Source organism: Bradyrhizobium sp. B097, from assembly GCF_038957035.1.
Classification (GTDB): domain Bacteria; phylum Pseudomonadota; class Alphaproteobacteria; order Rhizobiales; family Xanthobacteraceae; genus Bradyrhizobium.
On record NZ_CP152412.1, the window covers coordinates 451,821 to 475,899 of the forward strand.

Annotated in this window: 23 protein-coding genes; 16 read left to right on the top strand and 7 right to left on the bottom strand. The window is 63.4% G+C overall.

Translation table 11 applies throughout. The annotated features are described in order from the left end of the window. Window positions 1-2 precede the first annotated feature (2 nt). Window positions 3-842 carry an alpha/beta fold hydrolase gene (locus AAFG07_RS02145; protein ID WP_342725803.1) on the top strand — a complete coding sequence of 280 codons (840 nt, stop codon included), beginning with the start codon at window positions 3-5 and terminating at the stop codon, window positions 840-842. Window positions 843-869: 27 nt separating this feature from the next. On the opposite strand, the gene AAFG07_RS02150 is transcribed toward AAFG07_RS02145, so the two are convergent. Then, complete coding sequence (locus AAFG07_RS02150) at window positions 870-1,790, bottom strand: LysR family transcriptional regulator (RefSeq protein ID WP_342725804.1); 921 nt, start codon at window positions 1,788-1,790, stop codon at window positions 870-872. Between the two features lie 219 nt (window positions 1,791-2,009). Then, window positions 2,010-2,912 carry a LysR family transcriptional regulator gene (locus AAFG07_RS02155; protein ID WP_342725805.1) on the bottom strand — a complete coding sequence of 301 codons (903 nt, stop codon included), beginning with the start codon at window positions 2,910-2,912 and terminating at the stop codon, window positions 2,010-2,012. A gap of 161 nt (window positions 2,913-3,073) precedes the next feature. On the opposite strand from AAFG07_RS02155, the gene AAFG07_RS02160 reads away from it, so the two are divergent. The 5 genes from AAFG07_RS02160 to AAFG07_RS02180 are packed head-to-tail and all read left to right on the top strand — an operon-like array spanning window position 3,074 to window position 7,108. Beyond that, window positions 3,074-3,901, top strand: coding sequence for a creatininase family protein (locus tag AAFG07_RS02160; RefSeq protein ID WP_342725806.1), 828 nt, complete (start codon window positions 3,074-3,076; stop codon window positions 3,899-3,901). A 19-nt stretch (window positions 3,902-3,920) separates the two neighbouring features. Next, on the top strand, window positions 3,921-4,346 hold the full coding sequence (locus tag AAFG07_RS02165; RefSeq protein WP_342725807.1) for a cupin domain-containing protein: 426 nt from the start codon (window positions 3,921-3,923) through the stop codon (window positions 4,344-4,346). Beyond that, a complete protein-coding gene (locus tag AAFG07_RS02170) occupies window positions 4,343-5,170 on the top strand; it encodes a cysteine hydrolase family protein (RefSeq protein WP_342725808.1) in 828 nt (275 codons plus the stop codon). Before AAFG07_RS02165 ends, AAFG07_RS02170 begins: the two co-directional genes overlap by 4 nt. Before the next feature lie 50 nt (window positions 5,171-5,220). Further along, complete coding sequence (locus AAFG07_RS02175; RefSeq protein WP_342729430.1) at window positions 5,221-6,522, top strand: FAD-binding oxidoreductase; 1,302 nt, start codon at window positions 5,221-5,223, stop codon at window positions 6,520-6,522. Between the two features lies 1 nt (window position 6,523). After that, on the top strand, window positions 6,524-7,108 hold the full coding sequence (locus AAFG07_RS02180) for an NAD(P)H-dependent oxidoreductase (RefSeq protein ID WP_342725809.1): 585 nt from the start codon (window positions 6,524-6,526) through the stop codon (window positions 7,106-7,108). Window positions 7,109-7,169: 61 nt separating this feature from the next. On the opposite strand, the gene AAFG07_RS02185 is transcribed toward AAFG07_RS02180, so the two are convergent. After that, on the bottom strand, window positions 7,170-7,571 hold the full coding sequence (locus tag AAFG07_RS02185) for a RidA family protein (RefSeq protein WP_342725810.1): 402 nt from the start codon (window positions 7,569-7,571) through the stop codon (window positions 7,170-7,172). 288 nt (window positions 7,572-7,859) lie between these two features. Here AAFG07_RS02185 and AAFG07_RS02190 point away from each other — a divergent pair, with 288 nt between their 5' ends. The 5 genes from AAFG07_RS02190 to AAFG07_RS02210 are packed head-to-tail and all read left to right on the top strand — an operon-like array spanning window position 7,860 to window position 12,914. After that, the gene (locus tag AAFG07_RS02190; protein WP_342725811.1) at window positions 7,860-8,855 is read left to right on the top strand and encodes an ABC transporter substrate-binding protein; all 996 of its coding nucleotides are present in this window, start codon (window positions 7,860-7,862) and stop codon (window positions 8,853-8,855) included. A gap of 56 nt (window positions 8,856-8,911) precedes the next feature. Continuing rightward, window positions 8,912-9,718: an ABC transporter ATP-binding protein gene (locus AAFG07_RS02195; RefSeq protein WP_342729431.1), complete on the top strand. Its 807-nt coding sequence runs from the start codon at window positions 8,912-8,914 to the stop codon at window positions 9,716-9,718. Further along, on the top strand, window positions 9,715-10,515 hold the full coding sequence (locus AAFG07_RS02200) for an ABC transporter permease (RefSeq protein ID WP_342725812.1): 801 nt from the start codon (window positions 9,715-9,717) through the stop codon (window positions 10,513-10,515). Before AAFG07_RS02195 ends, AAFG07_RS02200 begins: the two co-directional genes overlap by 4 nt. Then, window positions 10,512-11,873 carry an amidohydrolase family protein gene (locus tag AAFG07_RS02205; RefSeq protein WP_342725813.1) on the top strand — a complete coding sequence of 454 codons (1,362 nt, stop codon included), beginning with the start codon at window positions 10,512-10,514 and terminating at the stop codon, window positions 11,871-11,873. Before AAFG07_RS02200 ends, AAFG07_RS02205 begins: the two co-directional genes overlap by 4 nt. Before the next feature lie 15 nt (window positions 11,874-11,888). Further along, the gene (locus tag AAFG07_RS02210; RefSeq protein WP_342725814.1) at window positions 11,889-12,914 is read left to right on the top strand and encodes an aromatic ring-hydroxylating dioxygenase subunit alpha; all 1,026 of its coding nucleotides are present in this window, start codon (window positions 11,889-11,891) and stop codon (window positions 12,912-12,914) included. A 511-nt stretch (window positions 12,915-13,425) separates the two neighbouring features. Here the strand turns inward: AAFG07_RS02210 and AAFG07_RS02215 are convergent. Further along, entirely contained in the window at window positions 13,426-13,653 is a 228-nt protein-coding gene (locus AAFG07_RS02215) for a hypothetical protein (protein WP_342725815.1), read from the bottom strand. Window positions 13,654-13,846: 193 nt separating this feature from the next. On the opposite strand from AAFG07_RS02215, the gene AAFG07_RS02220 reads away from it, so the two are divergent. From AAFG07_RS02220 to AAFG07_RS02235, 4 genes are all read left to right on the top strand, one after another. Beyond that, window positions 13,847-14,137, top strand: a complete 291-nt coding sequence (locus tag AAFG07_RS02220; RefSeq protein ID WP_342725816.1) for a hypothetical protein — start codon at window positions 13,847-13,849, stop codon at window positions 14,135-14,137. Between the two features lie 88 nt (window positions 14,138-14,225). Continuing rightward, the gene (gene uraD, locus AAFG07_RS02225) at window positions 14,226-15,107 is read left to right on the top strand and encodes a 2-oxo-4-hydroxy-4-carboxy-5-ureidoimidazoline decarboxylase (protein WP_342725817.1); all 882 of its coding nucleotides are present in this window, start codon (window positions 14,226-14,228) and stop codon (window positions 15,105-15,107) included. Between the two features lie 223 nt (window positions 15,108-15,330). Further along, window positions 15,331-16,173 (top strand): factor-independent urate hydroxylase, encoded by an 843-nt coding sequence (gene pucL / locus AAFG07_RS02230; RefSeq protein WP_342725818.1) that lies wholly within the window; start codon window positions 15,331-15,333, stop codon window positions 16,171-16,173. A gap of 563 nt (window positions 16,174-16,736) precedes the next feature. Further along, window positions 16,737-17,762, top strand: coding sequence for a hypothetical protein (locus AAFG07_RS02235; RefSeq protein WP_342725819.1), 1,026 nt, complete (start codon window positions 16,737-16,739; stop codon window positions 17,760-17,762). 154 nt (window positions 17,763-17,916) lie between these two features. Here AAFG07_RS02235 and AAFG07_RS02240 read toward each other — a convergent pair whose 3' ends face one another. Both AAFG07_RS02240 and AAFG07_RS02245 read right to left on the bottom strand, forming a co-directional pair. Then, a complete protein-coding gene (locus tag AAFG07_RS02240) occupies window positions 17,917-20,637 on the bottom strand; it encodes a molybdopterin-dependent oxidoreductase (protein WP_342725820.1) in 2,721 nt (906 codons plus the stop codon). Beyond that, complete coding sequence (locus AAFG07_RS02245; protein ID WP_342725821.1) at window positions 20,634-21,455, bottom strand: FAD binding domain-containing protein; 822 nt, start codon at window positions 21,453-21,455, stop codon at window positions 20,634-20,636. Before AAFG07_RS02245 ends, AAFG07_RS02240 begins: the two co-directional genes overlap by 4 nt. 128 nt (window positions 21,456-21,583) lie before the next feature. Between AAFG07_RS02245 and AAFG07_RS02250 the strand changes: the two genes are divergently transcribed. After that, complete coding sequence (locus AAFG07_RS02250; protein ID WP_342725822.1) at window positions 21,584-22,936, top strand: 8-oxoguanine deaminase; 1,353 nt, start codon at window positions 21,584-21,586, stop codon at window positions 22,934-22,936. Window positions 22,937-22,992: 56 nt separating this feature from the next. Here AAFG07_RS02250 and AAFG07_RS02255 read toward each other — a convergent pair whose 3' ends face one another. Further along, window positions 22,993-24,069 carry a BMP family ABC transporter substrate-binding protein gene (locus tag AAFG07_RS02255; protein ID WP_342725823.1) on the bottom strand — a complete coding sequence of 359 codons (1,077 nt, stop codon included), beginning with the start codon at window positions 24,067-24,069 and terminating at the stop codon, window positions 22,993-22,995. Window positions 24,070-24,079: the final 10 nt, after the last annotated feature.

Genomic DNA, 24,079 nt, shown 5'->3' on the forward strand with positions numbered 1-24,079 from the left:
TCGTGCTCGCCGGGCGATGCACAGTTGCAAGGGCTCTTCTTGACCATCAACAACGGACGTTACTCATGGGACGTGACGAGCAGACCGTCGAACCACCCTCGCTCGCTCTGCTTGCCGCGGAAGGGCGCGGCTTTCTCGACATCCCGGCGCTGCTTGCCGTGGCGGCGCCGCTTCTGGCGACCGCGCCGCGGGGGCAGCGGCATCCGGTCATGGTTCTGCCTGGGCTCGGCGCCGATGACCGGTCGACGTTGGCCATACGCTCATTCCTCGAGTTCCTCGGTTATCAGGTTCATGGATGGGGCCGCGGCCGCAATGTGCGCGCGCCGGACGCGGACCTTTCCGCCGTGGTGGCGCGGGTCATCGAACTCGAAAGGCAGGGCGGCTCGAAGGTCAGTCTGGTCGGCTGGAGCCGCGGCGGCATCATCGCGCGAGAGGTTGCGCGGCAGATCCCCACGGCGGTGCGGATGGTCATCACGCTCGGCAGTCCGTTCGCGGCTCCGGGTGCGAGCAATGTCCGCGCGATCTGGCGGCTTCTGACCGGCCAGAAATATGAGTCGCCGACCGCCGAGCGGATCAGCCGCCTCGCGCAACCGATTCCCGTGCCGACAACATCGATCTATACCCGCACCGATGGAGTGGTGGCGTGGCGCGCCTGCCTGGAGCAGGAGGGTGGGGAGCGCGAAAACGTCGAAGTGAACACGACGCATATCGGGCTTGGCTTTCACGCGCCGGCGCTGTGGGTGATTGCCGATCGCCTCGCCCAGCCGACGGGCAGCTGGAAGCCGTTTCGACCGCCTCCGCAGGTCGCGATCTGGTTTCCGGCAACGGCGCGTCGCGATTGAGGTCGCAAAGGCGCGGCCTGCCTCAGTCTACCGCGCACTGCTTCCCGGTGATCGCATCTCGCCGACCATCATCCGCAGCAGCTGCATCGCGGCAGGCGACAACGTACGTCCCTGACGCGAGACCACATGGGTGCGGCCACGATGCAGCAGCGCGTTCTTCATCGGCAGCGCCACCACCTTGGCGGCATCGGCCTCCGTCATCGCGAGGCGCGATGCCAGCGCATAGCCAAGTCCGGCGGTCACGTAATGGGCGAGCGCATCGAACGAGGCGGTCGTAAACGCGAAATTGAGGCGGACGCCTTCGCTGATCTCGGCGGCCTGGACATGCTGGCGCAGGCCGAAATTCGGATGCATTGCGGCTCCCGGGTAGGGTGCGAGGTCGGCGAGCTTGAGCGGCCGACCGAGCTGGGTCAGCGGATGCCCGCGCGGCACCACGGCCCTGATCGGATGCGGCTGCGAATGGTGCGAGCGCAGTCGATCGTCGCGAGGCGGATTGAACAGGACACCGATATGCGCGCGTTCTCCGACGACTTGCTGGACGATCTCGTCGGTGCTTCCGATGTCGAGGCTGATCGTGATCTTCGGGTGGGTTTGCATGAAGCGGCACAGGCAGCTCTTGGCCAGCCAGTCGACATAGCCTTCACCCGTCACGAGATCGATATGACCCGACTCGACCTTGCGGATGCTGTCCATCTGCGCGAGCAACGCCTGTCGTTCGCCCTGCTGGCGGTGCAGGTAGGCGGCCAGCAGCTGGCCGGCGTCGGTTGGCGCAACGCCGCGGCCCCGCCGTTCGAGCAGGCGCGAGCCATATTCCTTCTCGAGCAGGCCGAGCGCCCGGCTGACCGCCGAGGCATCCATGCCAAGCGCACCAGCGGCGCCGCGCACGGAGCCGCTATTGAGCACCTCCATGAAATAGTGCAGTCGACGCGGCTCCAGCTTGGCGCTCATCGGCATGGTCCTGATCGTTGCAAACAGTGCAACGAATATTCAATCGTGCGGCCATTTATGCAAGCACGTTGGGGCGGGGTCGCGATAACGGCCAGGCATCGGGAGTTGGGTTCGCGATGCGGTCACGCATCAGTTTGCGCCGAAGCTCCAGCTTGTCGGATTGACGCGTTTTCCTCACGCGAACCGGTGTCCGCTTCGCTCGAAGCCGCTGTGATCGGTCTACAAGATTGTATCCTGCATCATGGCCTTGAGCATCTCGGCGAGAACACTCGCAATGGCGCTGCTGCCGCGCTCGTGACCGATCAGCATCAGCGCCTGGGCATCACTGGTGAGTTCGCGAACCGGAACGTAAGCCAGCCGCCCCGCCCGGCGTTCGAACTCGATGTCGAACGGAGTGAGGAACGTGATGCCGTTGTCCAGGATTGCGGCGTGCCTCATGATCTCGATGGAATTCGTCTCGATGATCGGCCGGAGATCCAGCGCGGCCCTGGTGAAAGCGGCGTCGAGGTAGGGTCGTATCGCGCTGCTGGTGTCAGCAATGATAATCGGAAAGTCGACACAGTCGTTGAGACGAATACTGGCGCGTTTCGCCAATGGATGGTCCGGGGCCATGACCCCGCCAAGCTTGGCGACCGCGCGCGCGAGCAACTTCAGGTTCGCATCTTTGGCGAAATCGAAGCCGATCCCGAGATCGGCCTCTCCATTTGCGACCGCCGATTGGATCTCTGTCCCGGTATTGAAGAGCGTCAGGTTCAGCTTGACGCGGGGGTTGGCGAGGCGGAATTCCTTCACCGTGCCCGGTACGAGGTTGGAGGCGAGCCCGCTCATCATCGCGACCGTAATCTCGCCGCGGCGCAGTCCCTTGAGTTCCTCGATCTTTGCCTGAGCCCGCGTCAACTCCTTCAGCGTCTGCCGGATGTGCCCGATCAGGACTTCGCCCGCGGCGGTCAGGATCAGCTTCTTCGGCAGACGCTGGAAGATCGGGGTGCCCAGTTGCGTTTCGAGGGCGAGGATCTGGCGGCTGATGGCGGAGGCTGCGACGTTGAGGTGGTTTGCCGCCTTGCGGATCGACCCGGTCCGCGCGACCTCGTCGATGTAGCTCAGGAGGCGGCTGTGCAGCATGGTTACCGATCCGAAAGACGATGCGGCGACCATGGCGCGGCGTTGCCCAAAAGGCAACGGGGTTGCCGAATCTAAGCGCTTTGAAGTGATGGATGCGCGTGCAAGATCCTCCGTCGGTGGCCGACGCATGTGCGCGGCTGGCCAACGGCTTGGGTCTTGCAATGGCAGTCAAATCTCGCTGGTGGTGGGATCTCTCGACACGTGACTTTGCCGAACTCGATGGCGAACGAGCGGTCGCGATCCTTCCGGTCGGCGCCGTCGAGCAGCATGGACCGCATCTGCCGGTCAAGGTCGATGCGGCGATCGGATGGGGGATCGTGACCCGCGCGGTCGAGTTGATGCGCCCCGATTGTCCCGCGCTTGTGCTTCCGCCGTTGCCGTACGGCAAGTCCGACGAGCACCTGGCTTTTCCGGGCACGCTGACGCTCTCGTATGAAACGCTTGGGAAAGTGTGGTCCGAGATCGGAGAGTCGGTGTACCGCGCCGGGATCCGCAAGATCCTGTTCCTGAACTCGCATGGCGGTCAGCCGCAGCTGCTCGAGATCGTTTGCCGCGACCTTCGCGTCCGCTTGGGCATGTTCGCGGCGACGGCGATGTGGCCGCAACTGATCGACATGACCGATCTGTTCGACGCGGACGAGATCCGTCACGGGATTCACGGCGGCCAGATCGAGACCAGCGCGATGTTGCATTTGGCGCCGGACTCCGTGGTGATGAGCCGGGCCGAAAACTTCGAGCCCGCGACGACACGGATCGCGCGCGATTTCGAGATGCTGGGGCTCGAAGGCGTCGTCAAATTCGGCTGGCAGACCCAGGATCTCCACCCCAAGGGTGCCTGCGGCGATGCCACCAGGGCTACCGCCGAGCTCGGCAGGGTGGTGGTCGAGCGCGCGGCCGCGCGCCTGGTCGCGCTCGTCGACGAGATTGCCCGATATCCGCTGGCCGCGGTTGCGACCCGCACCGCGTTTGATCGGGCCGGGCCGATCTGACCACGACAGGAGCCGACGCATGGCATTCGGTATCGCGCAACTTGCCAAGGCCAAGGCCTTTCGCATCTCGCCGAACGACACGAACTACTTCGCAATCCTGTTCGATCATACGACCGATCAAATAGACAACATCTTCGTCATCGAGATTTTCCGGCCCGGCGGCGCCACGCCGCCGAACGAGCACGCCATTGCGCATGAGTTCTTCCACGTCCTGCACGGCGAAGGACTTGCCAGCTGTGACGGCAGGACGGTGCCGATCCGGAAGGGCGATTCGCTGCTGCTGCATCCAGGCTCCGAGCACGTGATCGAGAATACCGGTGCCGGCAAGCTCTACACGCTCACGGTGATGACGCCGAACGAGGGATTTGCGGAGCTGATCCGTGGCGGCGAGCCGGCCGAGCTCGATGCGGAGGATCTTCGCGTGCTGCAGGGGCACCAGGCATGAACTTCGCTCCCCGCCGTGACCCGGCCGCCGAACCGCTGACGCCGTTGGGCTCGAGCGAGCGCAACCGCTGGCTGGTGTCGGACAGCCGCGCCGATTTGGTGCGACAGCCGGCCGCGCCGCGCCCGGTTACGCTCCGGACCGACGGCAAGGTGATTTCGATCGACCTTGCGCGCAGCGCAATCATCATCGTCGATATGCAGAATGATTTCTGCCATCCGGACGGTTGGCTGGCCCATATCGGGGTCGACATTGCGCCGGCGCGTGCACCCATCGAACCGTTACGGCGCCTGCTGCCGGTGCTGCGCGATTGCCGACTGCCGGTGATCTGGGTCAACTGGGGTAACCGGCCCGACCGGCTCAATCTCAGCCCGGCATTGCTGCATGTCTACAAGCCGAGCGGCGCCGGCGTCGGGCTCGGCGACGCGCTGCCGCGCTCCGGGGCGAAAGTGCTGGAACGTGGCAGCTGGTCTGCCGCCGTCGTCGAGGAACTCGCCGTCGGCTCCTCCGATATCGAGGTCGCAAAATACCGGATGTCGGGTTTCCAGGATACCGAGCTCGACAGCATTCTGCGCAATCTCGGCGTCACGACGCTGATGTTTGCCGGCGTCAATGCCGACCAGTGCGTGCTGTGCACGCTGCAGGACGCCAATTTCCGCGGCTACGATTGCCTGCTGCTGCAGGATTGCACGGCCACGACGTCGCCGGACTATTGCCTTGCCGCCACGCTTTACAACGTTCGTCAGTGCTTTGGCTTTGTCGTCAAATCGGACGAGGTCCTGTCCGAGCTCAGCCAGGTGCACTGCAGCGGGGGCGAGACATCGTGAGCGAAGTTTCAGCCGGCGCGCTGGACGGGCTGGTCGCCGATCTCGGCGACATGACGGTGATCAGCGACCACAAGGTGGTGCGGCGCCGTTCGCGTGACTTCTTCTGGTACAGCCCCATCCTGAATGATCTGCTGAATGATAAATCAGCGGACCTGATCGTCGTCCCGCGGGACGAGCGCGACGTCCTTCGGCTCGCCGCGGCCTGCGCGCGCCATCGCGTGCCGCTGACAGTCCGCGCCGGCGGTACGGGAAACTATGGTCAGGCCGTGCCGCTCCAGGGCGGCGTGCTGCTGGATATCACGGCGTTGTCAGCCATTGAATGGACGGCGCCCGGAGCGATACGGGTTGGCGCGGGCGCCAAGCTCAATGCCATCGACGCCGAGCTGCAGCCGACGGGCTGGGAACTGCGCATGCATCCGTCCACCAAGCGCACGGCGACGATCGGTGGCTTTGTTGCCGGCGGCTCCGGCGGCATCGGATCCGTGACGTATGGCGGATTGCGCGAACCGGGCAATATCCAGGCGGCGCGGGTCGTCACCGTCGAGGAAACGCCCCGGATCATCGAATTGCGCGGCGAGGCGGCACAAAAGATCAACCGCGCCTATGGCACCACCGGTATCATCACGGCACTGGAAATGCCGCTGGCTCCAGCCTGGCGCTGGATCGACGTCGTTGTCTGCTTCGACGACTTCCTGGATGCGGTGGCGGTCGGCTACGAGGCAGCTCTTGCCGATGGCATCACGAAGAAGTTGCTGTCGCCGGTCAGCTGGCCGCTTCCCTCCTACTTCGGTGCGTTGAGACCATGCGTGGCCGAGGGACAGAGCATCCTGATCGCGATGATCGCCGAGCCGTCGCTCGAAAGCTTTAAATCGCTGCTCGGTCGTCGCGGGACCATCACGCTGGAGACCCCGACCGACGACAGCCCGGGCCAGGTGCCGCTCTACGAATACACCTGGAATCACACCACGCTGCAGGTCCTGAAGTCCGATCGCACCGTCACCTATCTGCAATGTCTCTATCCGCATGATGCCCTGATGGAGAAAGTTGCCGAGATGAGGGCGCTGTTTCCCGATGAGGTGCTGCAACATCTCGAGTTCATCCGCTTTGGCGGCCGGGTCACCTGCAGCGGCTTGCCGGTCGTTCGCTACCGCGGCGCTGAACGGCTGAACGAGATCATCCGGATGCATGAGGAGCGCGGCGTTTTCATCGCCAATCCGCACGTCTACACGGTCGAGGACGGCAGCCGCTACAAGCGCGCCGACGCCGATCAACTGGGCTTCAAGCGCGAGGTCGATCCGCACAATCTGCTCAATCCCGGCAAGATGCGGAGTTTCGTCGCTGCCGGGCCGTGACATGCGCGTCCTCTATGTCTACTGCCATCCGCTTGCCGACAGCTTCCACGCCGCGCTCCGTGGGGAAGCGCTGGCCGGGCTCGCCGAAGCCGGCCACGCCGTTGATCTGCTCGATCTCTATGCGGAGGGGTTCGATCCGATCCTGACGGCCGAACGTCGGCGCGACTACCATGATCCCGTGCGCAACCGGCACAACAATCAGGCCTACGCCGACCGCCTGATGGCGGCCGACGCGATCGTGGTACAGTTTCCGACCTGGTCGTTCGGGCCGCCGGCCATGCTCAACGGCTGGTTCGATCGCATGTTCGGCCCCGGCATCGCGCTCGATCTGTCCGATCCCGCGCGGGCGCGGCCGATGCTGCATCACATTCGCCGCATCTCCGGCATTGCGACCTACGGCCGCCCGCGCTGGCAGGCGATTGCGATGGCCGATCCGCCGCGCAAGCTCATCAAGCGATATCTGCCGTGGTTCACCGGGGCAAAGGCGACGACGCGCTATCTCGCGCTCTATCACATGAACGTTGCCACGCCGGCCAAGCGTGCGCACTTTCTGGCCAGGGTCAGGCGCGAAATGCGCCGGTTCTAGAGCCTGTTCCGTCCCAAGACGCGCTTTCTCCGCAACGAGATGCACTCCGCGCGGAAGCTCTCTAGCTCGGGTTCGGCGCGGCCGCGACCGCTTCGATCTCGACCAGGAATTCCGGCCGGCTGAAGCCGGACACGATCATCAGGGTCGAGGACGGCGGCGTCCCGGGAAAGTGCCGGTCACGCGACCGCATGTAGCCCTGCATGTGCTCGCGGGCCGTCACATAGGCGTTGAGCCGAACAATGTCCGCCAGTGTCATCCGATCTTCGGCGAGGATTGCTGCGATGTTCGCAAAACAGAGATCGGACTGCGCCTCGCTGTCCGGCGGGACCGTCTCGTCGTCGCCAGCGATGCCGAGCTGCCCGGACGTGAACACGAGGCGGTGTCCGGCCGGCACGACGATGCCGTGGCTGTATCGTGCGAACGGGGGACGAATTGCAGGAGGGGAAAGCGCGCGGAAGCTCATCGCTACAGGCTCAAAAGTTGTCATTGCTGCTGCGAGCTTAGGCCAAGGCGGGCGACGCCGGCATGCCGAAATTTGGCTGATCCGCGCCGCCATTTGATGCCCCTTGCTCAAAAAATCGGCGTTGCCGGAAAGGCAACGGATCGCTCGAATCAAAATGCTTTCGGGCGACAGTGGTCGCGTGCATCCTGAGTTCATCGAGGATGCGGTCCGTGCGCGAGCACATTCCCGTCCAGACAGTATTGACGTCATCCGCAGCCGGCATTCACCGGACGATCAAAGGTAGCCACGATGGCCATGACGATTGCCTCCCGAACGATTGCTTCCGCCCTGGTCGGGACCGCCATGTTTGCGATGTCGTTCGCACCTGCCCTGGCCGCCGACAAGGTCACCTTCCTCACCAGCTGGTTCGCGCAGGCCGAGCATGGCGGATTCTACCAGGCCAAGGCGACCGGTCTCTATGACAAGGCCGGTCTCGACGTGACCATCAAGATGGGTGGTCCCCAGGTCAACGGCACGCAGCTCCTGCTCGCAGGCGATGCGGATTTCATCATGGGTTACGACATCCAGGTGATGAAAGGACGCGAGCAGAACCTGCCGCTCGTGACTGTCGCGTCGTCGTTCCAGTTCGACCTGCAGGGGATCATGACCCATGATGACGTGCCGGACCTGGCGGCGCTGAAGGGCAGGCCGGTGCTGATCGCGGGATCCTCGCGGGTGACGTTCTGGCCGTGGCTCAAGGCCAAGTACGGTTACAGCGACGACCAGATCCGGCCCTACACGTTCAACCTGCAGCCGTTCTTCGCTGACAAGACTATGGCACAGCAGGCCTACCCGTCATCCGAGCCATATCAGGCGCAGGAGCAAAAGGAGAAGGTGAAGTTCTTCCTGCTGGCCGATGGCGGGTATCCACCCTACGGCTCGACAATCGTGACGACTGAGAAAATGGTCGCCGAGAAGCCGGATGTGGTGGCTCGCTTCGTCAAGGCGTCGCTCGAAGGTTGGCGCGACTATTTGCAGAATCCTGCTCCGGCCAACGGCCTGATCAAGGCCGACAATCCCAAGATGACCGACGGTCAGATCGCGTTTGCGATCGAGAAGCTCAAGGAGAGCAAAGCGGTCGACGGCGGCGACGCAGCGAAGCTCGGTATCGGCATCATCACCGCCGAGCGCTACAAGCAAGTCTACGACTTCCTGGTGGCCGGCGAGCTGCTCGATCCCAAGACCGCCTGGCAAAAGTCGTTTGACGACCGTTTCGTCAAGGATCTCAGGATTGGCGTGAAATAGGAGCGTCCATGAACGTTCTGCCGCCGCCCTACACGTTCGACGACGACACCGAACCGATGACGACCTCCGAAGGCCGCCCGCCCGTCGTCGAGGTGCTCTCGGCGGAGAAGCTGTTTCCGAACGGCACGCGGGGCCTTGCGCCGATCGATCTCACGATCGCGGACGGCGAATTCCTGACGCTGATCGGCCCCTCCGGCTGCGGCAAGAGTACGCTGCTCAAGCTGATCGCCAACTTGATCGAGCCAACCGACGGTCGGCTGTTGTGGTGGCGCGGCGACCACCGCCAGGTCGGGCAGCAGGGGAGGCGGCTCGCCTTCGTGTTCCAGGAGCCGACCCTGATGCCCTGGGCGCGTGTCGAGACCAATGTCCGACTGCCTCTGGAGCTTGCCGACATGCCCAGGGCGAAGGCGGCCCCGCTGGTCGAGGATGCGATCGCGCGTGTCGGCTTATCGGCGTTCACACAACACTACCCGCGGCAGCTGTCGGGCGGCATGAGGATGCGGGTATCGATCGCCAGGGCGCTGGTGACGCAGCCCAACCTCCTCCTGATGGACGAGCCGTTCGGCGCGCTCGACGAGTTCACGCGAAACAGACTGGACGACGATCTGGTTCGGCTATGGTGGGAACGCAAGCTCACGACAGTGTTCGTCACCCATTCGATCTATGAGGCTGTGTTTCTCTCGACCCGGATCATCGTCATGGCTGCCGGTCCCGGCCGCATCTTCCGCACCATGACGATCGACGAGCCGCAGCCGCGCGAGGTCGGGTTTCGCGACAGCCCGAAGTTCGCCGCCTATTGCCGGGAGCTCTCGACCTGGCTCGCTGAAGCTTCGCTGCCTCGGTCGGGCGGGAGCGAAGCATGAAGCCGCTCCTGCAATCGGACGCCTTCGTCCGGGTCGCGGCTCCGGTCGCCGTCGGGATCGTGCTGTTCGGCCTGTGGGAGGCCAGTTTCCGCCTGGCCTCCGTTCCCGTGTACCTGTTTCCCAAGCCGAGTGATATCTTCATAAGTCTTGTGCAGCACGGGCCGTCACTGCTGCGAGCCCTGCTGGTGACCCTGCGGGTGACGCTGCAGGCCTTCATCGCGGCGACCGTGCTCGGCACCCTGATCGCATTCATGTTTGTGCAGAGCCGGGCGATCGAGGTCAGCCTGTTTCCCTATGCGGTCCTGCTGCAGGTGACGCCGGTGGTCGCGATTGCGCCGCTGATCATCATCCTCGTGAAGAACACCCAGCTGTCGCTGACGATCTGCGCAACCCTGGTCGCGCTATTCCCGATCATCTCGAACACCACGCTGGGTCTGCGCAGCGTCGATCCAGGCCTTGCCAATTACTTTCGGATGAACCGGGCGAGCCGCTTGAAGACCTTGATCAAGCTTCGCATCCCCGGCGCGTTGCCCTACTTTTTCGGCGGGCTGCGCATCTCGAGCGGCCTCGCGCTGATCGGCGCAGTGGTCGCGGAATTCGTGGCGGGCACGGGAGGGCGGTCGTCGGGCCTCGCCTATGAGATCCTCGATGCCGGCTTCACGCTCGATATTCCCCGCATGTTCGCGGCGCTGTTCCTGATCACGTTGACCGGCGTCGTGCTGTTCAGCGTCATGGCGGCGCTTTCGCGGTTTGCGTTATCAAACTGGCATGAAAGCGAGATCCGGGCCGAGACATGACATCAATGCTGATCGAGAATGCCGCCGGGATCTTCACGGGCCTGCCAGGCGATGCGATGCGAACGACGGGTGCGATCCGGATTCGCAACGGTGTGATCGTCGCAATCGGCATGTTGCAGCCGGAGCCAGGCGAACGCAGGCTCGACGCAAAAGACTGCGTGATCTATCCAGGTCTCGTATCGACCCATCACCACATGTTCCAGAGCGTGATGAAAGGCGTCCGCGAAGGCATCAATCTTCCGCTCGCAGGGTGGCTGCGTTCGGTGCCCTACCGCTTCTGGTCGGCCATCGACGAGGAGGCTTTGGCGGTTGCCGCGCGGATTGCGCTCGCCGAACTGCTTCTCTCGGGCACCACCACGGTCGCCGATCACCACTATCTGTTCAGCGACACGTTTCGCTTTGATCCGGCGCAGGTGATTTTCGATGTCGCCCGCAGCCTCGGCATCCGCCTCGTGTTCTGCCGCGGGGGTGCCACCGTCAGCCGCCATTTCGATACCGATCAGTCCGTGCCGATGCCGGTCGAAACGCTGGACCGGATGCTGCAATCGGTCGAGGCCTGTGCGCAGCGCTTCCACGATCCGTCGCCGGACAGCCTGACCCACGTCGCGCTGGCGCCGACCACGCCCACCTGGTCGCTGGATCCTGGCGAGTTGCGCGAGGTGATCGCCGCCGCGCGGCGAATGAAGCTGCGGCTGCACAGCCATCTTTCGGAAACGTCGGATTATGTCGACTTCTGTTTGTCGGTTCATGGCAAACGGCCGGTCCACTGGCTCGCAGAGCACGACTGGCTCGGCGAGGACGTCTGGTTCGCGCACCTCGTACATCTCGATCCGGAGGAGGTGGAGATCCTGGCCCGCTCCGGCACCGGCATGGCGCATTGTCCGCAATCCAATTGCCGTCTCGGTTCCGGCGTCGCACCGGCGGACGCGATGGCGCGGCTCGGCGGCGCGGTGTCGCTCGGCGTGGATGGCGCAGCCTCCAACGAGGCGGCCGACATGATCAGCGAGATGCATAGCTGCTGGCACACACATCGCGCCGTGAAGGGAGCCGACGCGGTGACCGCGGAAGACGTGGTGCATTGGGCCACGGCGGGAGGTGCGCGCGTGCTGGGCCTGCCGCGGATCGGTACGCTGGCGCCGGGCCAGCAGGCCGATATCGCCATCTTCGGCCTGGACCAGCCGCGCCACTTCGGCATGCACGATCCCATGATCGCGCCGGTGACGTGCGCAGGTTCGGCGCACGTTCGCCATTTGCTGGTCGGTGGTCGCCCTGTCGTCGAGGACGGCGCGATTCCCGGCCTCGACGTGCAGAAGCTGAAATTCGATGCGGCCCGCGTTGTCTCGCGTCTGGCTGCCTGAACCGCGGAGGAAATGATGCTCGTTACCAAGCAACCCGTGTTGCGCCGCTTCTGGTACGCAACGATGCCCGTCGACCATCTCAAAGACGGCCCGCAGCCGTTCACCCTGCTCGGGGAGCCGATCGTGCTGTTCCTGGATGCCAATGGCGAGCCGGCCGCGCTGGAGGATCGCTGCTGCCATCGCACCGCCAAGCTGTCGAAAGGCTGGTGCAACAACGGGAATATCGTCTGCGGCTATCACGGTTGGGAGTACGACCGCGACGGCAAGCTGGTCATGGTCCCGCAGTTTCCCTTCGAGCAGCCGATTCCCGACGCCAGGGCGCGCTCGTTCCGGGCCAGCGCACGGTATGGTTATGTCTGGGTCGCTCTGGATGAGCCACTGCGCGGCATTCCCGACATTGCCGAGGAGAACGAGGCGGGCTATCGCCGCATCCATCAGTTTTATGAAAAGTGGGACACGGCGGCGCTCCGCCTGATGGAAAACTCGTTCGACAATGCCCATTTCGCATTCGTGCACAAGGGGACGTTCGGCGACATCAATCAGCCAAAGCCCGAGAAGTACGAGATCACCGAAACCGAGGATGGCTTCGACGCCGAGACGATCATCACCATCCGCAATCCGCCGAACGCTTTCCGGATCAGCGGCACAACCGATCCGACCACGAAGCGTCATCAGCGCAACAAATGGTTCATGCCGTTCTGCCGCCGCCTCGACATGGAGTATCCGTCCGGCATTCGTCACATCATCTTCAATTGCGCGACGCCGATCTCCGATGGCCAGATCCAGGTCGTGCAGCTGCTGTTCCGCAACGATACCGAAGCCGATTGCTCCACCCAGGAGCTGATCGATTGGGACGCCGCCATCATCGCAGAGGATCGCGAGATGCTCGAATCGACCGACCCTGACGCGATCGTCGACATGAGCCGGAAGCTCGAAATGCACATGCCTTCCGATCGGCCCGGAATGATCATGCGAAAGCGCCTGCTCGACCTCTTGGGCGAGCACAACGAAAAGGAGCAGCCGAGGGACAGGGTCGCTTGAACCGAGGCGAACTTCCACCGTTGAGGCCTGGAGAGCCTGCGTTGCTTCGGCGGAATCAGGTCTGGCAATTCACCGACAAGATTGGCCGCACGCTGCCTCCGACGCTTGGAGCATAGACCGATCGATGCGCCTGGGACTTGGAGTGGTTCTGTGAGATACACGGCGGGTGTTGTTCGGACCGCGCTCGTGCAGGAGTGCCTTCGGCAGATCCGGCTCTGGCCGGGATGCGAAGCCGTGGAGGAGGTCGGGGTGCTCGGAGACCCCAGCGGCGGCTTCTCGGTTCATGTCGTCCAGTACGGCACTGCAAAAAAGTGGCTCGCTGATCGCGCCATTCGTTGCATCACACGTGAGAAGCTCCGGTGGTACCACCTTGAAGCAGAGTAGCCATGTCTGACGGTGAAACGGATGTTGGATGAACGGCTCGCGCAGCGAGCCGTTGCGGGCGCGACTGCGGCCGGACGGGCAGGCATCGGGCCGAAGTTGTCTTGGCGCGCCAGAGTCTGGAATTCGCCTAATGTCCGGCCGGAGCCGAATAGCCGCCGGTGTAATAAGAGGAAACGGGGCTGTTTACCCTGGGTTGCTGCCAAGCCGCATAGGCGTCGGTCGGACGGGACAGCGATTGCTGAACCGGTGCAACCTGTGGCTTGCGATGGCGCTCTGAGGCCATAGCGCTTTGCAAGGTCGATCCGAGCAGCAGACCGGCCGTCACGACGTAAATAACGCGAGTGTTTTTCTTCATTGGGTTCTCCCTTGGGCTCCCGGCCGGAGGAATCGCTCGGCCTGGTTTTCCGCAAATAGTGCTTGCAACAGCGTTGCTTAGCCCGGCGGCGATCACGAAGTGGTGCGCAAAATAATTGGGCGCGACTAAACTTTTGGCAGGGTCTATCGTTGGCAGAGTCCAATCGCACGCACCATCCGAGAACACACAGCCGATGAAGACGAAAATCTTGTTAGTCATGCTGTTGGCCGCTTCGCCGGCGGCGGCCGAGACCCGGACGGCGCCCAAAGCCGCTCCGAAAGCTGCGGCCGTACCAGCAGACATTTGCGCCCCGATCGGCCGGACTGCGAAAGGCGAGCTGGTCTATTCGATGAAATGCCAGGACGTGCCGGTCGCTGCAGCGCCGGCGGCCGAGTCCAAGGAAGCTGCGCCGCCGCCCGAACCGGAAACGCAGCGGACCGGATTGTTCGGTTTGTCCTACGACCGGCGGAAACCGGGAGACTAGTGCATTGCAGCGTGCGGTGCATCGCGCGGAATGACCCTGCGCGCCGCATGTCGAAGAGCCATCCATCGATGGACCAGCGGACGAATTCATGACGACGTTGATCGATCTCAACAATGCGAGCCGAGATGACTTTGTCGCGGTCCTCGCCAATGTCTTCGAGCATTCGCCCTGGGTTGCCGAACAGGTTGCGATGAAGCGGCCGTATGCCGGGATCGCTCAATTGTTCATGGCGATGAAGGCGGCGGTCGAGCAGGCGCCGTCCGAACTGCGACTGGCACTGATCAAGATGCATCCCGATCTCGCCGACAAGACGCAGCGTGCAGCGGGTCTCACCAGCGAGTCCAACGCCGAGCAAAACAGCGTGGGGCTCGATCGGCTGTCCGAGGCGGAGTACGACGCGTTTCAACGCGTCAATAGTGCCTATCGCGCCAAGTTCGGCTTCCCCTACATCGTCTGCGTGCGCCGCCACACCAAGGATTCCATTCTACGTGATTTCGAGCGACGCCTGCCGAATGACGCCGCTGTCGAGATGCAAAACTCGGTTGAGGAGATCTGCCGCATCGCGGCGCTGAGGCTCGACCAGACGGTGGCGGCCGACGACAGGCTTGCCGTGCATGGGCGTCTTTCAACCCATGTGCTGGATACTCACAGCGGCAAGCCCGCGGCGGGTGTTACGGTCGAACTGATCGAACTCGCCGAACAGGGCGCGAGCCGCACGGTGACGCGTACCGCGACGAACGCCGACGGACGCACCGATCACCCCTTGATCGGTGGACGTCCCGTTCCCGCAGGACAGTACGAGTTGCTGTTCGAGGTGGGCGATTACTTCGCCAAGCGTGGCGTGCCCTTGTCCAATCCGCCGTTCCTGGACAAGATACCGTTGCGCTTTTCGGTCAGCGAACCCGAAGGCCATTTGCATGTACCGCTCCTCGTGACGCCATGGAGTTACGCGACCTATCGCGGAAGCTAGGTACGGAATCGCAAGCGGCTGATGACTGCTGAAAGGTGCGGCAGGGATGGTGAAGATTCCGGCAGCGAGGCCATACCGTGGGTGCCACTTCCGGTGATCGAACCTGGTCTATCCATGACGCGGTGGGTGGCGCGAGCTTGCTGATGGCACAAACGTTGCTCAATACTGGCCACGACGGGCGGCGAGCCATGCCAGCCCTGGTGCCATTGCTGGAGACTTTGACGTGCCGCTGATCAAGAACCGATATGGCAAGGGCCGCGTCCGCGTGATGCGGATTCACCGCGATGGAGAGCGGCAGGAGGTCAGTCAGCTCAACATCAAGGCGATGGTCGAAGGCGACTTCGCGCGCACCTATACCGATGCCGACAATATCATGACGGTCTCGACCGACACCATCAAGAACATCGTCAATGTCGTCGCTCGCGAAAACACCGGTCTGTGCGCCGAGGAGTTCTGCCAGGTGTTGGCGAGAAAATATCTCGACACCTATCAGCAGATTTCATCGGTCGCGATCACCTCGCACGAGACCAAATGGAGCCGGCTGAGTTTTGACGGCAAGCCACACCCGCACAGTTTCGTGCTCGATGGCAACGGCCGCCCGACGGTCGAGGCCACGATGACGCGCGATGGCTCCTCGACGCTGAGTTCGGGTGTCGATGGGCTCGCATTCATGAAGTCGACCCAGTCGGGCTGGGAGAACTATGTCAAGGATCGCTACACCACGATCCCGGAGACCGCGGATCGCATCTGCGCGACCAGCATGGTCGCGTCGTGGGCATGGTCCGCAAAGCCCGAAAGCTATCCGGCGACGAACGCGAAGATCCTTGACACCATGCTAAGGGTCTTCTCGACGACCTACAGCAGGAGCGTGCAGGACAGTCTTTACCGCATGGGCGAGGCGGCGCTTGCCGCGGTCCCTGAGATATCCGAGATCAGCATGGCCTGCCCAAACATGCACTTCATCCCGATCAACCTCTCTGCTTTCGGACTGGATAACAACAACGACGTATTCCTGCCCACCGACGAGCCTCATGGACAGATCGAGTGTACGGTGGGGCGGAAGTAGGCCGGTGCTCCTGCCCCGCGTTGCGAGCCGCGTTGACGGCGGCCACCCCGCAGCGGGCGCGCTGCCAAAATATCGAAAACAACCCCATGCAAAGTAGCTGGCGGCTGCCGGCGTTCGACGAGGCAATTTGACACGTCGGGCAACTCAGGAATATATTTCCAATATTCCGAAATCGTGCACCCTCCTCGCCCGCACCGGAGCTATTTCCGTTCCGATGGAATCGGAACGGAGCTCTAACAAGCGGGGAAGACCAAAGCTCAAATTTTATGAGTTTAAGCAATCGAAACGTGACCGACGTCAAGCCACGTCCCCGCCGTTAAAGTCGCTTTAATCGCCTGCGCGGCAGTCTCCGGCAGCAGTCCTGAAGCAAGACGATACGCTTAAGATTGATCGTCGCGGCGGCTGTGGACGGATTTGTCGCTTGCTTCGCGGCTGAGGCTGGCGCGTTTCCCGAACGATCGGAAATTGCATTCGCGCGACATTCCCAGGGTGCTTGCCTCGAAGGACCAGGCAGACAAACGCCCGAACTTTATGCGGGTCCGACCGGAAGCAGAGGTATGAGCATGACATGGGTCGAGCGCCAGATACGCAACACGAGCTTGCGTCAGCTCGGCGCATGCCTTCTGCTGTTCGCGTTTGCGGCTGTCATGGTGCTGGAAAACGTACAGTTTCTCGGCAACTACGCCAGAGGCGTCGTTGCGATGTCGCAAGACCAAGTGCGCGCGGTGACGAATCTTCCGCAACTGTCGCGCAACTGGGTCGCGCTGCAGGCCGATAAAGTCGTTTCGACCGGCGTCTACTCCCGGCACAAACATGACCGCGCGATCTTCTCTATTGCTCAGCTCGGAGACCGCTTGCTCTTGATCAAGGCGGCTCCGGATCGCGTTCTCGACGCGAGAGCGCTGAGCGGCGGCCTGCTTGCCGCCGACATTGAGACAATCGACCGGATCAGTCGCCTCGTTAAGCGGAGTGGCGATGCCAGCGCGGCGTTCCTCCCTGTCATGCTCGACACGGAGAAATACACCTCCGCCGCCGTTGCGGCCGTGCTGATCTTGATTGCGGTACCATTGGCGCTCGTTGCCTGGATCGGCGGGCGAGCACTATCGCGATTAAACGCGCCATCATCGCATCCCGATTTGCGTGCGGTCTGCAGCCAGTCCGCCAATGCGTTGGAAATGCTCAGCGCGCGGCTGGAGCACGACATTGTGACAGCCAGATCTGCCTTGAAGCTTCGCGGCCACGTGCGGATCACTGACACGCACGTGTTGCAAAGGGGCTGGTTCAGGTTCCGACTGATGCCGCTGTCGGACATGCTCTATGCCTATAGCATGACGACTACGACACTGATGTACGGCGTGATACCGACCAGCCGCTCGCATTCGCTGATGCTTTACTTCTCCAACCAGAAGATGCGGGCTTCTGTCCGGAAGGCGCAAACTGCTGAGGTCATGGAGCACTTGGGGAGAGTGGCGCCATGGGTGTTGCTCGGCCACGTCCGTGAGCTCGACAAGGCGTACAAGAAAAACAGGTCCAGGCTCATTGACCTCGTCGCGGCGCGGCGCAAGCTAGTCGCGGCCGGTTCGCCATAAAACGAGGCTGCATTCCGCGCGGGCATTTGCTTCCGACTTGCCGCTTTTGGCCCATCGCGACATATTGCGCTGCCGCGCTAACTTGGTCGCGATATGGGGAAATCGACGTAGTCACCAGTCACGTCACGCCGCGCGGCGTTTATAGGCACACGGCCTAGCCAAATTTCTTCAGTAGTTCCGGAAACAGCCGGTCAGGCTTGAAGGGAACGTCGGTAAAGCGGATGCCGGTGGCGTCGGCGATGGCGTTGCCGAGCGCGGCGGCGACGGGGTTGTAGGGGCTCTCGCTCATCGATTTCGCTCCCATCGGGCCGACGCTGTCGGACGTGTCGGCAAAATAGACGTCGGTGCGCGGCACGTCTGCGAAAGCTGGTAAGTGATAGTCCCGGAAGCTCGGATTGATCACGCGGCCGCCGCTGTCGATCACCAACTCCTCAAAGAGTGCCGCGCCCAGCGATTGCGCCACGCCGCCCTCGACCTGACCGCGGCACTGCATCGGGTTGGCGACACGGCCGGCATCGGCGGCCTGCACGCTCCTCAGGATCTTGAGCGCGCCGGTACCCTTGTTCACTGCGACACGGAACCCCTGCACGTTGAATGCGACCGAACGCGGCGTTCCCTCCGACGTGCCGCTGGCTTGCAGGAGCTGGCCGCTGCCGCGCGCCGAGCGCGCAAGCTCGATATAGGGCAGTCGCTCCTTGCCGCAGACCGCGTGATCGGCCTCCAGCACGCAGGTGCCAGGATCACCTCCAGCCAGACGGCAGGCCAGTGCCTTCAGGTCGCCCGCCAGATTCTCGGCCGCGGCCTGCGTCGCGCTTCCGGCCACGAAAATCCCCGCGCTGCCATAGGCGCCGGTGTCGTGGCCGCCATGCGCGGTGTCGGATTGTCTCAGGCGGATGCGATCGACCGACGTGGCGAGCGCGGTGGCCGCGATCTGGCGATGCACCGTGCTGGTGCCGTTACCGAATTCCGCGGTGCCGACGGTCAGCTCGAAATGCCCGTCGTCGCAGAGCCTGATCCTGCAATCCGCGAGGTGGCCGGCGGGTGGTACGGTATCGATCATGGTCAGGGCGATGCCGTCGCCGACCAGCCAGTCAGCGGAGAGCTGCGGTGTCGGGGTTTCCGCTGACATCGCGCGCTCAACCAGGTCGAGACACTGGTCGAGGCCGTAGGAGCCGTACGTCACGTCGTGATATTCGGAGCCGGGTGGCGCGAGCATCGGGTCGCCTGGCTTGACCACATTGCGACGGCGCATATCGAACGGCGAGATGCCGAGCTGTCTGGCGAGTTCGTCGATGGCCGCCTCGACGGCGATCAGCGTCTGCGGCAGACCATAGCCGCGGAAGGCGCCGGCCGGCAGCGTGTTCGTGTAGCAGGCAATCGCATCAACCTTCTTGTTCGGGCAGTTGTAGACGCTGATGGATTCGCTGACCGCGTGGAAGAGCACAGGGCCTGCGTGATTGCCATAGGCACCCGTGTTCGAGAGCACATCGAGCTGCAGGGCCGTCAGATTGCCGTCCTTGTCTGCCCCGGCCTTGACTGTCACTTGCATTGGATGCCGCGTCGAGGTCGCCGTGAATTGCTCTTCGCGTGTGAATTCGAGCTTGACCGGCCGCCCCGTGCGGAGTGCGGCGAGCGCCAGGATGTCCTCGACGAGCATCTCCTGCTTGCCGCCGAAGCCGCCGCCGACGCGCTCGCAGAACACCCGGACCTTGTCGGCCGGCAGCTTGAAAAGGCTGGCCAGCGCGCGGCGGGTCAGGAATGGGACCTGCGTGCTGGAACGGACGTTGAGCACGCCCGAGGCGTCAAGCCATGCCAGCCCGCCATGGGTCTCGAGTGCGGCGTGCTGGACGCGCTGGGTGGTGAAGGTCCCCTCATAGGTGACAGCCGCCTCGGCGAATCCGCGTGTGACGTCGCCAAATTCGCCATGCGTTTCGGCGACAATGTTGCGCGCGGCATTGGCGACGCGATGCGCGGTCGTCTTGTCGGCATGAATGGCCGGAGCGCCCGCGGCGATGGATTCGGTGGGATCGAACACGGCGGGAAGGATCTCATACGCGACCTTGATCAGCCGGCAGGCATTTTCCGCGGCGGCTTCGCTGTCCGCCACGACAGCTGCGACCTTCTGACCGATGAAGCGGACGGTGGTGTCGAGCACCCTGGTGTCATCGGGATCCATCCAGTCGCGCTCGTGGCGCGCGGTCGAGAACAGGCAATCGGGCGCGTCCTCATGCGTCAGCACCGCGTGGACGCCGGCGGCCTTCAGCGCATCCGTCTTGTCGATCGCGACTATTCTCGCGTGGGCGTGAGGAGAGCGCAGCAGCTTGATGTGCAGCAGGCCGTCGATCGTCGTGTCGAAGGTGTAGGGCGCTGCACCGCGCACGATCAGGGGGCCCGCGGGGGCGGGCAGGCTGCGGCCAAAGGCCGTGCCGGCCGTGGCATCCTCTATGTTGGTCTTGCCGTCGAGCGCGTCCTGGATCGAACGATAGCCGGTGCAGCGGCAGATATTGCCCTTCAACGCCGCGTCCAGGTCCTGCCGTTGTGCCTGGTTCAGCGAGGCACAGGTCAGGATCATGCCGGCAGTGCAGAAGCCGCACTGAAATCCCTGCGCATCGAGAAACGCCTGCTGCAGCGGATGCGTGCCGGTGATGCCGGCAAAACCCTCGATGGTGGTTATCGCATGGCCGTCGGCGCGGAATGCCGGGATCAGGCAGCTATGGACCGGCTCGCCGTCGAGCAGCACCGTGCAGGCGCCGCAGTCGCCGGCATCGCAACCCTTCTTGACGCCGAGATGACCGAGCTCGCGCAGGAACGTGCGCAGGCATTGTCCGGGACGTGGTGGATTCGAGAACGTCTTGCCGTTGATCTCGAACGTCATGGGTGCGCCTGCAATTCGTCGCGGATCTCCTCGGCAAGCCGCAACGTCATGTGCTTGCGCCACAGCGGCCTGCCATGAACGTCGGCGTGGTAGAGGCCATCCGCAATGCGCCGCTGGATCGTGTCGCGGAGTTGGTCGGCACGAGGCATGGCAGGAAACGACAATTGCACCGGCCGCACCGTCGAGGCGGTGACGGTCAGTGTGAAGCTGCCGTTGTTGTCGACGCTGCCGATCAGCAGCACGGCTGAGCGGCCGACCGGCGTCAGCGAAATCTGGCGGAATGCCGAGCGCCGCTTCAGGGCAGCGATCGGGATATCGATTTGCCGCAGCAGGTCACCGGGGGCCAGCACGTTTGCATGATCGCCGGTCACGAAGTCCATGACCGGGATGGTTCGCTCGCCGCCGCGGGCTGGCCAGATCGTGCACACGCCATCGAGCGCCGAGGTCAGTGAAATCATCGGTCCCGCCGGCAGCGACATGCAGATGTTGCCGCCGATGGTCGCGGTCTTCCAGATCTTGAACGAAGCGAGAAAAGCACGGCAGCACTGGTTGATCAGCGGCGCGGCCATCCAGTCCGGCGGACAGGCCAAGGCATCGAGCTGCGCGACCGTACAGGTCGCCGCAATGCTCAGATGCGTGTCACCAATCGTGAGGGCCGGCCAATTCAGCTCAGCGAGATCGATCAGGCGGATGAGATGCACCTGGGGCTCCGAGAACAGCCAGGTCCCGCCCGCGAGCCAGGCATCGCCTGCCGTCCAAACGGGCAGTTGCGCCCGCGAGAGCGGATGGACAACCTCGGTGATGGTGTTCAAGTCCATGGATACGCCAGCGCTTTCAACGAGATGCATCATTGACTATGAAGTCCTGCAAGAGCAACGCCAAGTCTCGTGGACGTGGGACGGTCCTTGCAGGTCAGGAATGGCGTTCGCCGGCTCGGGAGACGAAAATGACGGATCAAATGCAGGCAATCTGGATCAAGGATCCCCTGTCGATTCTCGCCAACGGAGCCGAACGCGGCGTTGTGGTCCATGGCGGCAAGATCGTCGAGTGCGTGGGCGCCGGGCAACAGCCGACGACGGCGAATGTTGCGGTCTACGACGCGAGCGCCCATGTCGTGCTGCCCGGGCTGATCAATACCCACCATCATTTCTATCAGACGCTGACGCGGGCGCTGCCCGCTGCGATGGATCGCGAGCTGTTTCCATGGCTGCAGGCGCTGTATCCGGTGTGGGCGCGACTGACCCCGCAATCGCTCGAACTCGGCGTCAGCGTCGCGATGTCCGAGCTGCTGCTGTCCGGTTGTACCACGACCACCGATCACCACTACGTGTTTCCGGCGGGGCTCGAGGAGGCGATCGACATCGAGGTCGCGGTGGCCAGGCGACTGGGTATCCGTGTGCTGCTCACCCGCGGCTCGATGAACCTCTCGCAGCGTGACGGTGGATTGCCGCCGGACAGTGTGGTGCAGGACGAGGATGCGATCCTTGCCGACAGCGAGCGGCTGGTGTCGAAGCATCATGAGCGCGGCGGGGACGCGATGGTGCAGATCGCCCTGGCGCCGTGTTCGCCGTTTTCGGTGACGACGTCGCTTATGCGCTCGACCGCCGATCTCGCCGGCAGGCTCGACGTCCGGCTGCACACGCATCTTGCCGAGACCGAGGACGAGAACAGGTTTTGCCAGCAGATATATGGCTGTCGCCCGCTCGATTACCTCGAGCGGTGCGGATGGCTGAATGCCCGGACCTGGCTGGCTCACGGCATCTTCTTCGATGCACAGGAGATGAAGCGGCTGGCCGGGGCCGGAACGACCATCAGCCATTGCGCCTGCAGCAACCAGATCCTGGCGTCCGGTTGCTGTCCGGTCTGCGAGATGGAGGAGGCCGGCGTGGTGATCGGGCTCGGTGTCGACGGCTCGGCGTCGAACGACGGATCCAACCTGATGCAGGAAGTCCGCGCCGCGTTCCTGTTGCAGCGCGCCCGTTACGGCGTCACGAAGGTCAGCCACAAGGATGCGTTGCGATGGGCGACCAGGGGCTCCGCCGCCTGCGTCGGCCGTCCGGAACTGGGCGAGATCGCCGTCGGCAAGGCGGCTGATCTCGCGCTGTTCAAGCTTGATGAGCTGCGCTTCTCCGGCTCCGGCGACCCGCTTGCCGCGTTGGTGCTTTGCGGCGCACATCGTGCTGATCGGGTGATGGTCGGAGGGAGATGGGTCGTGATCGACGGAGCCATTCCCGGGCTCGATGTTCCGGACCTGATCCGACGTCACAGCGCAGCCGCGAATGCAATGCACGCGGGATAGCGCGCAAGGAGACTCGGGCCGGATCACCCGAGCCCGAGCCTGGTCGTGATCGGGGTCTATTTCCCGGGGAGCTTGTCGTCGATCCCTTTGACGTAGAAATTCATGCCCAGGATCTGGGTGTCCTCGAGGTGATCGCCGCCCTTGCACTCGACGTCCTTGCCGTCCTGCGTGACGACGGGGCACTTGAATGGATGCAGCTTGCCGGAGGCGATAGCGGCCTGCGTGTCCTCCGCCATCTTCTTCACGTCGTCGGGCATGTTGGTGTAGGGAGCCATCTCGAACATCTTGCTGTCGAGGCCGCCCCAGGTGTCTTCGGATTTCCAGGTGCCGGCGAGCTCGGCCTTGACGCGCTCAATGTAGTAGGGCGCCCAAGTGTCGAGGATCGAGGTCAGCTGCGCCTTGGGACCGAACTTGATCATTTCAGAGTCCTGGCCGAATGCGAGCTTGCCGCGTTCGCTTGATACCTGCATTGCAGCCGGGCTGTCGGTGTGCTGCATGATCATATCGGCGCCCTGGTCGAGCAGGGCCTTGGCGGCGTCGGCTTCCTTGCCGGGATCGAACCAGGAGTTCACCCAGATGATCTTGACCTTGATGTTCGGGTTGATGGTCTGGGCGCCCAGCATCGTCGCGTTGATGCCCGACACGACCTCCGGAATCGGGAACGAGCCGATGTAGCCGAGCACGCCGGCCTTCGACATCTTGGCCGCGATCTGACCCTGGATGTAGCGGCCCTGGTACCAGCGCGCCGAATAGGTCGACATGTTCTTGTCGCGCTTGTATCCCGAGCAATGTTCGAAATGCACATTGGGATATTTCTTCGCAACCTTCAGCGTCGGGTCCATGTAGCCGAAGGATGTGGTGAAGATCAGCTTGTTGCCGGCACGCACAAGCTGTTCGACCGCGCGTTCGGCGTCCGGTCCTTCGGGCACGTTCTCGAGGAATGTCGTTTCGATCTTGTCGCCGAGTTCCTTCACAAGAGCCTGGCGCGCCAGTTCGTGCTGATAGGTCCAGCCGAGGTCGCCGACCGGTCCGAGATAGATAAAGCCAACCTTCAGCTTGTCGGCGGCCCAGGCGCCGCTGTTGATGCATCCGGCCAGGAGAATCGCGGCCGCCGCAAATAATGTTCTCTTCATCTCAATCTCC